The 11,382-nt window shown below is 75.8% G+C and carries 5 protein-coding genes and 1 pseudogene; all 6 read right to left on the bottom strand.

The features are described from left to right. A pseudogene (locus ACFV1L_RS35985) lies at positions 1-753 on the bottom strand (hypothetical protein); the annotation flags it as partial. 151 nt (positions 754-904) lie between these two features. Further along, positions 905-1,633: a hypothetical protein gene (locus tag ACFV1L_RS35980; protein WP_380374433.1), complete on the bottom strand. Its 729-nt coding sequence runs from the start codon at positions 1,631-1,633 to the stop codon at positions 905-907. 62 nt (positions 1,634-1,695) lie between these two features. Then, positions 1,696-2,115, bottom strand: a complete 420-nt coding sequence (locus ACFV1L_RS35975; protein ID WP_380374430.1) for a hypothetical protein — start codon at positions 2,113-2,115, stop codon at positions 1,696-1,698. Between the two features lie 74 nt (positions 2,116-2,189). Beyond that, positions 2,190-2,669, bottom strand: a complete 480-nt coding sequence (locus ACFV1L_RS35970) for a hypothetical protein (RefSeq protein WP_380374428.1) — start codon at positions 2,667-2,669, stop codon at positions 2,190-2,192. Positions 2,670-3,026: 357 nt separating this feature from the next. Further along, positions 3,027-6,038 (bottom strand): hypothetical protein, encoded by a 3,012-nt coding sequence (locus ACFV1L_RS35965; protein WP_380374425.1) that lies wholly within the window; start codon positions 6,036-6,038, stop codon positions 3,027-3,029. Positions 6,039-6,501: 463 nt separating this feature from the next. After that, a complete protein-coding gene (locus ACFV1L_RS35960) occupies positions 6,502-10,227 on the bottom strand; it encodes a hypothetical protein (protein WP_380374422.1) in 3,726 nt (1,241 codons plus the stop codon). Positions 10,228-11,382 lie beyond the last annotated feature (1,155 nt).

Below are 11,382 nucleotides of genomic sequence, written 5' to 3'. Positions count from 1 at the left end.
GCGCAGCGCGGCGCCGATGCCGGCGGTGGTCGGGCCGGCGGGCGCCGCGGGGGCGGCGGTCGGCGCCGGGGCGAGGCCCTGGCGCTCGGCCTCGGCCGCGGACAGCACGCGCAGCACGCCGGCGCCGGGGACGGGGCCGGCGGTGACGACCAGGCCGCGGCCGGCGAGGTGGCCGGCCAGTTCGCCGGCGTCGTGCCGGCCGGGGTGCAGCCACACGCACCGCGCCTTCGCGTCGCCCTCGGCCGCGAACCCGCCGGGGTCGGCCGGGGTGCGGGCGGCGAACCCGGCGTCGCCGAGCAGCGCGGAGACGGACGAGCCGGTGATCCCGTACGAGTTCGCGCGGCGGCGCTCGGCCTTGCGGCGGTGGGTGACGCAGGCCGGGGCGGTGCAGTCCTCGCCCTTGCGGCGGGCGTGCAGGTCGAGGTGTCCGCGCGGGCCGCCATGGGCGAGCTTCACCGAGCGGGGGCACACCTCGACCGTGGCGGGGTCGTACCACCAGGGCTGGCGCTGCGCCCGGACGCTGTCGAGCGGGGCGGCGTCGAGCGCGTCGAGCGCGGCGCGGACCTTGTCGAGCAGCTCGTCGAGCGGCTGGCCGTAGGTGCCGTGCACGGTGGCGCTGCGCTGCTCGGCGGCGGGGGTGCCGGGGGCGTACTCGCCGACGACGACCACGGGGATTCCGTAGGGGCCGGGTGCGATGCCGGTCACGGTGCGGCCCTTGTAGGTGGTGCGGGCCGGTGCGGTGCGACGGGTCATGGCGGGGGCCTTCCTGGTGCGGCGGGTCGGTGTCGAGGGCCCCGCCGCCCGGGCGGCGGGGCGAGTACGTCCTCGGCCCCGGCCGCGCGGCGGGTGCCGCGCGGCCGGAAGTCGTGGGGTGGAGCGGCTCCGGCCGGTGGCCGGGCGGGGGTCAGGACAGGCGGCGGGCGAGGACGGCCCGGGCGGCGGCGGCGAAGTCGCCGCCGAAGGCGTCCCGCAGCACGGGCAGGACGTCGCCGCCCTCGCGCATCCCGAGTTCCGGCTCGAAGATGACCCAGTCCGAGGGGACGCCGTTCACGGTCTCGTACGCCACGCGGCCGTGCGCGAGGGCGTGCAGCACCTCGACGGCCAAATCCCACTCGTAGATGCGGGGGTCGAGCTCGGCGCACTGCCGGGCGAGCTGCTCGGCGGTGGTGGTGCGGTCGGCGCGGCCGTCGAGGACGGCTCGGGCGTAGTAGTCGAGCGGCGTCGTCACGTCGTAGGACCAGCAGTTCATGCTGTCGCCGAGGAAGGTGAGGACGACGTCGGGGACCGTTCCCGGCTCGGCCGGGTAGGGCAGGGCGTGCCAGGTCCAGTAGCCGTGGCCGAGGGCGTAGGTGCCGTCGGCGCGGGGGTGGCACACCTCCATCACGGGGTCCGCGTCGTCGTCGCCCGCGTCGCCGTCGATGATGCGGACGGTCGTCCCGTCGAAGGCGATCGTGTCGCCGTTGCCGCGCTGCGCCCGGGCCGTGTCGAGGTCGGCGGCCAGTCGGCGGACGGTGTCAAGGGTGAAGTACGGCAGCGCGTAGCCGTTGGGGCAGGTACCGGCGATGGACGCGGCGTCGTAGGGGCCGAGGTCGTCGAGCATGACGCGGGCGGCCGGGGTGGTGGTGTTGGTCAAGGTTGCTCCTGGTTGGGATGGGGCCGTGCGGGGGCTCCCCGCACGGCGGGTCGGGTGGTCGGTCAGCGGGCGGCGTGCGCGCGGATCACGGCGGCGCAGGCGGCGGTGTCCTCGGCGAAGCCGGTCCCGTCGGCGGCGAGGTAGAGGGGGACCGATTCCCCGTCGATGTCGCCCTCGGTCAGGTCGGCGACGCGGGCCACCGTCCACCCGCTGTGGTGGTCGACGGGGTGGCCGACCCGCGCCATGGCGTCGGAGACCCACAGGCCGCCGCCGCCCTCGGTGCGGAAGCGCAGCACCCAGCAGCCGCCGCCGAGGTACTCGGGCCCGCCGTGCGGGCGGACGCCGCTCTCGGCGAGGAGGTCGAGCAGCAGGCGGCCCGCGACGGGTTCCGCGCCGGGGGCGAGCGGGCCGAACAGCAGCTCGTCGAGCTCGCTGTGACTGGTCCGGTTGGTCCAGGGGGCGCGCTGGTCGGTGGTGCTCATCTCGGGTTCTCCCTGTCGGTCGGTCGTGGTGGGAGGTGCCCGCCGCCCTCCGGCGGCGGGCACCGGTGGGGCAGTCAGTCGTCGGACCCGTCGGGGGCCTGCGGGATGAGCCGGAGCCGACCGTCCTGGATCACGACGCTGTGGCCCCGCTCGGCGAACAGCGGCAGGACCTCGGGGAAGGGCATGACCTGGATGGCGGGGGCGTGGTCGCCCAGCAGGGTGAGCGGGGAGACCTTCCCCAGCTCCGACCACACCTGCTCGATGCCGTCGGCCGCCCACGCCCCGGCCGCCGCGACGGCGTACCGGGTGGGCTCGTTGGCGAACTCGTGGAAGCCCCGGGCGCAGTCGGCGACGGCGTCGGCGACGGTGGCGAGGGCGTGCTCGACGGTGAAGGCGGGGAGTTCCTCGCGGCCGTCGACCGTCCCGTGATGGTGGTTGGCGAGGAGGATCGCGAGCTCGTCGGCGTCGAGTTCGACGGTCGCCGTCACGCGCAGGACGGGGGTTCCGTCCTGCCGGAAGCCGAGTTCGGCGGGGGGCTGCTGGGGGACGCGCAAGGCGGTTCCTTCCGGGTGCGGGCAGGCCCCACGGGTGGGGCCCGGTGCCCCGTCGGCCGGGGCACACCCAGAACTTAGCGGAAGTTAGCCAACTTCCACAAGTGACCTTGCTCGGGAGTCCGCCAGGCCACCCGACCGGGCGCGCCGCCACGGGAAAACCGCTGCTCAACCGTGGTCCGAGGTCGCCGCCGCTCCGACAGGGGAAGCGGCCCGCCGCCGCGCCGCGCACGGACCGGACCGGGGATCGGGCCGGAGCGAGGAGGGGTTCGGCACCGGTGCGGCCCCGGCCTGTGCCGCTCTGGGCCGGACACCGCGGGTTCCCGCCCGGGCCGGTGGTCGTCCGGCCCGGGCGGGCGGTCAGCGGGCGTCGGCGGCCCCGGCCGCGGGGGCGGCCTTGATACGGGGGTAGGCGGCGCGCTCCTTGGCGGTGCTGCGCAGGGTGTCGGTCGCGGCGGGGGTGACGGCGCCGAGGTTGCGGGCGCGGTTCAACAGGTCGAGGGCGGCCCGGCCGTCCTGGGTGAGGATGATCTGATGGCAGCTCGGGCCGTCCTGGCGGACCTTCACCAGGCCGCGCGCCCACAGGTCCATCACCCGCCGGCCCTGCACCGGGCGGGGCTTGTCGAACCCGTCGTTGTCGAAGTAGAAGCCGCGGGCGTCCTCGCACAGCCGGCCGAGGCGGGCCTCGGCCAGCGCCTCGAACTGCGCGGCGGAGAAGCCGAGCGCGGCGGCCTGGTCGAGCTCGTCCTCGGCCGCGGTCACCGCGGCGAGGGCCTCGGCGTGGTCGGCGGCGTGCAGCCGGGCGGCCCCTTCGGCCTCGGCCCGGGTCTCCCACTGGCCGGGCTGACGCTCCCACCCCTCGCCGTGCCGGTCGCAGTCGTAGCCCCACTCCCAGGAGTCGAGTCCGTAGTCGAGCACCCGCACCGTGGCGGGCAGGGCCCCGCGCCCGTCGTGTGCGCGGCGCGCGGCGAGCTCCCGCTCGCGCAGCTCGGCCGCGGCGTCCGGCTGCGCCCCGGCCGGGGCCGGCAGCGCGGGCCGGACCGGGGCGGAGCCGGCGCCGAGCTCGGCGACCGGCCGGGCCGCGCCGGCGACCAGGGCGGCGGCCTCCTGCTCGACCGCGTACCGGGCGACCTGCAACCAGACGGTGCGCCGGCCGGTGCCGGTGGCGGTGTGCAGGGCCCCGGCGAGCTCGTGGGCGTCCTGGTCGGCGAGCTTGAGGGCCCCCAGCGAACGGACCGTCAGCCACGCGGCGAGGGAGCGGGCGGCGTCGTCCACCAGGGCGGAGAGCTTGGGCACCTCCTGGACCAGGTCGCCGCCGGCCGCACCGGCCGCGCCGGTGCGGCGCTGGGCCGCCCGGCCGGCCAGCCACCGCGCGACCTTCGCCCACGTCGCGGCGTCGGCGGTGCGGATCGCGGCGAGCAGCGCCTTTGCGGCCTCGGCGACGGCGGTCTCGGCCGCGCCCGTCCCGCCGCCCGCGGCGAGCGCGTCGCCGGCCAGGTGCAGCCACTTCACCGCCGCCGGCGCGGTCACCTCGAAGCCGAGCCCGTCGGCGAAGACCGAGCCGACGAGCTCGCGCGGGTCGAACACTGCCTCGCCCGCCGCGCCGCCGACCGCGGCGAGCTGCTCCTCGCTGCACACCGCCAGGGCGGCCGGCTGCTCCTGGTCCTCGATGAGCTCGGCCTCGACGACGTCCTCGGCGTCCTGGTCCTGCTCGGCCGCGGCCGGCGGGGAGGCGTAGAACGCGGCGTCGCCCGGGGCGGTGGTCTGCCAGCCGGCGCGCTCCAGCACGCCGGCCCACACCGTCATGTTGTGGTCCCACTCGCGCGCGTCGAAGGGCTGGCGCTGCTCGTCGGGGCGGCTGGTGCCGATCCCGCGGACCTGGCGGACCATCACCCACACGCCCGGCCGGTCCGCCCGGCGCACCCGCACGCCGGTGTTCGCGGTCGGGGTCGCGTCGAGGTCCGGGACGCCGGCCGCGGTCAGCAGCTCGCGCGCGGCCTCGACCGCGGCCAGCAGCAGCGCCTCACGCTCGGGCCCGTAGTGGAAGCGCTCGGCCGCCCGGCGCGCGGCCGAGTCGGCCTCGAACGCGGCGCGGTCGGCGCGGGCCTTCTCGCGCAGGTCCTCGGCCTGGTCGTGGGTGATGCCCCAGGGGCCGAAGGCGCGCACCAGTGCCGGGCCGTCCTGCGCCGGCTCCTCGGCCGGGGCGGGCTGCGGTGCGGTGTCGTCGTCCAGCAGGCCGGCGGCGCGCAGCAGCCAGGGGCGGACCGTGACGGCCGGCCGCGGCAGCGCCGGCGGCCCGGCCTGCCCGGCACCCGCCGCGACCGCCGCGGCGCCTTGCTCGTCGCCCTGGTCCTCGGCCTGCCCCGGCTGCTCCTGGGCGGCGGTGCGGGCGCCGGTCTCGGGCCGGCTCTTGCGGCAGGGGATCGGCACGACGTAGGCGACGCCGAGTTCGGCGTCGTGGGCCTGGAGTGCGGCGAGGGCCTCGGCGGTGCTGCCGTACTCGCCAAAGAGGCTGGCACCGATCCGGCACTCGCAGTTGACGTGCAGGTAGCGCCGCACGCTGACCGCGCAGCCCGACCGGCTGCGCACGGAGCGCGCGGCGACGCGGACGACGTCGGCCGGCTGCGCCTCGCCGGGGGCGGTGCGGCCGTGCACGATGACCGCGTGTCCGGCGGAGCGCTGCACCTGGAAGCGGGCGAGGCGGAGGGCGTTCTCGACCTGGTCGAGCTGCTCGGCCCAGTGCCGCTGTTCGTCCTCGTTGGTGCGGCGCGGGCCCAGCCGGGTGCCGTCCATGTGCACGACCATCGGGCGGCCGTCGCGGCTGTGGGTGGTCCACCAGCCGCAGCCGGCGCCCTCGGCGCCCGGCAGGCCGGCGGCGGCCAGGGCCTCGCCGATCGCCTCCGGGGTGGTGGGGGCGTACGTCTGGATCTCGGCCCACAGCCGGTGGAGCTCGGCGGCCAGGCGCTCGACGTCCTCGGCCGAGAGGATCAGCGAGCGGCGGGTGAGGTTCAGGGCCGGGCCGGAGCGCCGGCCCCGGCCGCCGAGGTAGAGCTCGACGGTCCCCTCGGGGTTCTCGATCACGACCTCGACGGTCTGCTCGACGGTGCCGGGCACCACCGAGACGACGGCGCCGGCCGGGGCGCCGGGGACGGTCAACCGGGTGTCGCCGGCGGGGTGGAGCTCGACCAGGGCGCCGGCGGCAAGGGCCTCGGTGATGCGGAGGCCGGCGGCGCCCGCGGGCGCCAGGCCCAGCAGCGGGGCGACCCGGCGGGCGGTCTCCACCCGGGTCATCAGGTGGCCGGCGGGGAGCTCGCGGTAAGCCGCGGTGACGGCGTAGGCGGTGGCGCGGATGCGGGATTCGGTGTCGTTCATGGGCTCGCTCTCGGGTCGCACGCCGGGGGGCCGTCCCCCTCGGCGCTGGTGACACCCGTCAACTTAGCGCAAGTTAGCCAATTTACGCAACGCGCTATCCGGCCGAGCCGTACACCCCTCCGCACCCGCTGCGCCGGACCCCCACAACCCCTGTCGCGACCCCTGTCGCGCCCCCCTGTCGCGATCCCCCCTGTCGCGCCCCGTGACCTGCACGAACACCCCTCGATCCCCACGCCTCGGCGCATCGCGACAGCCACCCCCGACGGGCGTCCGCCGAGCTGCGCCCGGTCGCCCGTTTGCCGCGCACCTGTCAAGTCTGCGGAGTTTCCGCGCACCCTTTCCGGGCGCGACAGGGCAACCGGAGTACATGACAAATCCGGGCACGCAGAAAGGCCGGGCGGCCCGGCCGCGCCCCCGGATGGGAGACGCGGCCGAGCCACCCGGCCGCAGGGGCCAGGGCCCCTCAGCGCCGCCCGCGGCGCGCCCGACGGCGGCCGGAGCCGCGCCCGGCCCAGGGGCTCCCGCCCGCCCGGGCGACACCGCGCCGGCGTCCGGCGGGCGCGGCCGGAACCGGCTCGCCGCCCCCGGCCGGGGCCTGCCCGACGCGGGCGAGCACCTCCTCGACGAGCCGCTCGACGGCCGCCGAGACGAGCCGCTCGACCCACTCCGGCAGGACCGGGGCACCGCCCGCCGGGGCGGCGCACGGGCCGCCGGACGGCCGCACCGGGCCCGGCCGAACACCGGCGGCGGCCGGGGCGCGGTCGCCGCCGGAGGGGGCCGCCACGGCCGCAGCCGGGGGCAGGGCGGGCACGTCCTCGACGGGGGCGGTCGAGTACGTCGAGGGGGTCGCCGCGAGCCGCTTGACCCGCTCGACGAGCCGCGTCCCCGCCTCCGCCTCCGCCCGCCGCGCGGCGTGCTCGCGCACCGCCGCGAGCGCCTCCTCGACCGTGTCGAACCCGCCGAGGTTCTCCAGCTCGGCGGGAACCGTGGTGCCGAGCAGCACGCCCGCACGCGCCATCACGTGCCAGCGCGTGCGCTGGCTGATCTCGAACTCGAAGCCGAACCCGTCGCGGACCAGCCACCACGTCTGGGCCCACCCCGGGTTGACCGGGGCCACCTCCTCGCCCTCGACCAGAACCCCGGGGAACACCGGGTCGGGGCCGCGCTCGGCCGCCCGCTGCGCCCGGATCGCCTCGCCCGCCTCCCGCCGCGCGTCCCGCCCCGCCTGTTCGGCGATCCGGTGGGCCGCGCGGCGGCGGAGCCGCGCCTCCTCCTGGGCGACGGCCGCCGGGGAAGGGACCGGCTCGACCGGTCGCGCGTCGACCGTGTCCCTGTCAAGTCCCTGGGATTCGCGGGGGTCCTCCGGGGCCGCCTCGACGACCGGCTCAACGATGGCGGTCAGTTCGTCCACGCGGGCGGTGACGGGGTAGGTGTCGCCGTCCAGCAGCACCCAGCAGAACCCGTCGGTGCCGCGCACCCCCTGGTACTCCGCAGCCTTGCCACTGCGGGTGGTCACCCGCTGCCGGTGCGTGAACCGCGGTCCTTGACGCTGCTCCTGTTCGGCCGCCACCTGAGCCAGGGTGACCCGGGGAATCCCGCCCGACAGGTAGGGGGAGCGCCGCAACCGTGCATCCTCCGCCGCCCGGGGGTCGGCCGCCTCCGGGGCGTCGGCCGGGGCGGCCGGTCGCGCGTCGGTGGTGTCCCTGTCAAGTTCCCGGGATTCGCGGGGGGTCTCCGGGGCCGCCTCGACGGGAGCGGGCGCGGCCGGGGCGGAACCGTCCGCGGGGCCGTTGTCGGGACCGGCGGTCGGCTCGACACCGCCGCCCGGGGTGTCGTCCCCGTCGTTGTCGTCCCCGTCCTGCTGCGGGCCGTCCACGCCGACCAGCACGCCGAGCGGCGCGGCCATCCCCTCGTGCGTCTCGGTGTACATGACCGCCTTGACGTCGCCGATGGTCGGGTCGATCCGGCCGCCGCGCGGGCCCTTCCGGTCGTCCGCCCACCGCGCCCACCCGGCCGCCTTGTGCGCGGCGTACCGGCCCCGGGAGATCAGCCACACCAACCCGAACTCCCACTTCCCCTGGTCGGTGGTGCCGGTGATCTTGACGACGATGGACGACGTGTAGCCGTTCGACCGCGTCTCGCGGGTCATGTTCCACCCCCGGTACGCGGCCAGCGACCACAGCTCGCCGACCGACGCGGGCACGTCGTGCACGGGCTCCCAGACACCGCCCGCAGCGATCGGAGCCTCGGTGCCCCGGGCAGCCTCCCGCCGGGCGTCCTCGCGCGCCTCACGCTCCTTGCGACGCCGGTCGGCCGCCTCCGCCGCCGCCCGTGCGACAGCGTTGCGCCGCTCCCGCTCCGCTTCCCGCTCCGCCCGCTCCTGCTTCTGCCGCGCCCGGTCCGCCGCCGCTTCCTGCGGGGTGGCGGGGGAGAGGCGGTCGCCGTGCACGTCAACCGCCGTGTTGTGGGCCGGTTCCTGCACCCGGAAGCAACCGTTGCGGGTGTAGCCGAGCACGGTCGCGACGTAGGGCGCGTTCGCGGTCCCCCGCTCCGGGCCGACCCACACCGCGTCACCGCGCTGGAACTTCTCGCGCCCGTCCGCCGGCACCCCGTCCCCGTCCGCGTCCACCCGGGCCCGAACGTCCTCCGCCGCAGCGCGGGCGGAATCCTCCGACGCGCCCGCAGCCCGGGCCGCGTCGTACGCCTCACGGGCAACCGCGCCGCGCCGCGCCTGCTCGGCCTTGACCGCCTCCCGCACCGACGCGAGCGCGTCCTCGCGCACCCGCAGCCCGTGCCGGACCAGGAACAGACGGCGAAGCTCGGCGGTGTCCACAGACCAATCCGCGATGATGTCGAGGTTGTCCGCCATATCCAGCGACAGACCGCCGCCCCACCCGTTCCGGCCGCACATCAGCGACCACGCCCGGGACGCGACTTCACCGATCTCGTTCTTACGCGGCCGGGCACCCGGGGCGCACAGCGCGGCACCGCGCTGCGCCAACTCCGCGAGCTGTGCGGCGCGCTGCTGCTCGGTCGGGTTGTCGGTGTACTTCGCGTGCTCGGCGTAGTCGGCCGCAACGGCGATGATCGCGCGCTCGGTCTCACGGCTCAGCCGCAACGACGCCCGGGTTTCCGACGCGGAGCACTGCCCGCGCTCCGCCCGCCATGCGTCCCACCCCTGCCAGAAGGTCATGCCCGGGGTGGCGCGACGCTCCCACCACTTCCCGAACTCGACGTCCGCTCCGCCAATCGTCTGGATGACCCGCGCGCAGAACTCCCGCAGACCGGCCGCCGGGTTCGCCGCGCGCCACTCCAGTTCGGCCGCGTGCATCTCGGCCGTGATCGCGTCCACGTAGGGGGTGCACTCCGCCTCCGCCTCCGCGTCCAGGTACGCGGCCTCGATCGCTTCCGCGTCGGCCATGCACGACTCCGCCAGGATGCGGGCCCGGTCCGCCAACTGGGCCGCGTAGCGCGCGTCGGGGGTACGACCCTGCTCCTGCGCGTCGTAGATGTGACCGGAGATCATGCTCCGGATGTTGTGCGCCCGCATGGACCGGCGCGACAGGCGACGGTGCAACGGGAACGTCTTCTCGTCCGCCGCGTCCACCCACGCCGCGACGTGCTCCGCCCGCGACGCGGTGTCCGCCTCCGGGCCGAGCTCGCGCACCGGCAGCCACCCGTTGAGCTTGCCCGTGATGCGGTCGCGCACGTCGCGGCCCCGCTCGTACGCATCCGCCGCAACGGTCCCGTACTTGTCGGCAGCGTCCCGCCACTGCTCCGCGCTGCGCCCCTGGTGGGTGGCGCCGGTCGCCTCCGCCGACAGGTCGACCAGGACCGCCGTCGCGCGCTCGACCCACGTGGTCACCTCTCCCCACTGGAGTCCGTCCCGGTTGGACTTCCCGTCGCGGACAAGGGCCGCGCTGTCCCACCGGAAACCGCCCTTGCCGTTCGAGCGCCACAGGCACCGCAGCTCGGCCTCCGCCGTCCCGCCCGGAACCTGAACCCGCCCCGCCAGGGTCACGGCGACCCAACCGGCACCGAGCTCGGGGGTGATGTTCCACCCCGCCGCCTCCGCCTCCGTGGCGAGCTTGACCAGGTTCCGCGGCACCGTCAGACCGCGCGCCGACAGACCCGCGACCAGCTCGGCGGTAGTGGCGACAACGGCTGCGGCAACAGCAAGGACAGTCACAGGTACTCCAGTTGGTCAGTCGGGGCGGTGCCCCCGGTCGGTCGGTACGGCTTCACCTTAGCGCAAGTTAGCCAACTTCCGCTAGTTCAACTTGCCGCACTCTCCCACCGAACCCGCCACGGGGTGCACGGGCCGGCGGGAGCCGTCCCCGCCACAGGGGTGCACCGGCACCCCGCCGAACCCGCCACCCCATGCACGGGCCCGAGCGCCGTCCCCGCCACCCCATGCACCCCTCCACCGACCCCGCCACCGGGTGCACGGCCCCGGGCCGGCCGAACCCGCCACAGCAGCAACCCGCCACGCTGAGCCCAACTCGCTTGCAGTAGAGGTGAGTTGACGACCCGCACTGCTCGGCCGCCGGGTGCACGGGCCGCGCGCGGGGCCGAACCCGCCACGGGGTGTACGGGCCGGCGGGAGCCGTCCCCGCCACGAGGGTGCACCGGCACCCCGCCGAACCCGCCGCAACCGCCGGACCGCCCCGGGGCGGAATCGACCCCAAAAGGGGCCTGAGCGCCGCTCTGACGGCCGCACATGCCGAGTGAGTCCACCGATGCCAACCGGCACCCGCGCGCGCCCATGACGCCCCGTAAGCCGCTCTCGGGGGTGGGCGGAATTCGAGGCTGCCTGTGGAAAAAGGGTGCACGGTTTGGCGGGTTCGGGGCTGACCAGGGGCAATGCACCGAAACCGCCACCTGATGCACCCTCACCACCCGTTCCCTGTAAGGGTCAAAACTTTCGTTGGGAGTCTTACTCGAACAGAATAATGGGAATGATTTTCAACTGATGGTGCGTCAGATCAGCCGTTTTGCCTGTTCAGAACCGAACCCGCCAAACCGTGCACCCCCCTCCCTCTGTTCGATTTCGAGCCTGTGGAAAAAGGGTGCATGGTTTGGCGGGTTCGGTAAACGATCTTGAAGGGGGCATGAGGCCAAAATCGGGCCAAAAGCGGCTGTGACCTGCGGGAATTCAGTTATCCACAGGGGTGCACGGTTTGGCGGGTTTCACCTAGTAGTCAGTTGGGGTTAGAGAGCGCGCGAAGCGCGCGATAGGCCGGCCGCGAAGCGGCCGGCCCGAGCTAGCGAGTGGGCTGCGCAGCAGCCCATAGCATTCTGCGAAGCAGAATGCAAGTCTATCGCTGCGCAGCAGCGATAGGAC

This window comes from Kitasatospora sp. NPDC059646 (assembly GCF_042734615.1).
Lineage (GTDB): Bacteria > Actinomycetota > Actinomycetes > Streptomycetales > Streptomycetaceae > Kitasatospora.
Note: the sequence above shows the minus strand (reverse complement) of the source record. Positions and strands in the feature narration are given on the sequence as shown.

Bases quoted from the DNA above. Each gene is read 5' to 3' on its own strand.
- ACFV1L_RS35975 (WP_380374430.1), bottom strand. From the start codon at position 2,115: ATGAGCACCACCGACCAGCGCGCCCCCTGGACCAACCGGACCAGTCAC.
- ACFV1L_RS35965 (WP_380374425.1), bottom strand. From the start codon at position 6,038: ATGAACGACACCGAATCCCGCATCCGCGCCACCGCCTACGCCGTCACC.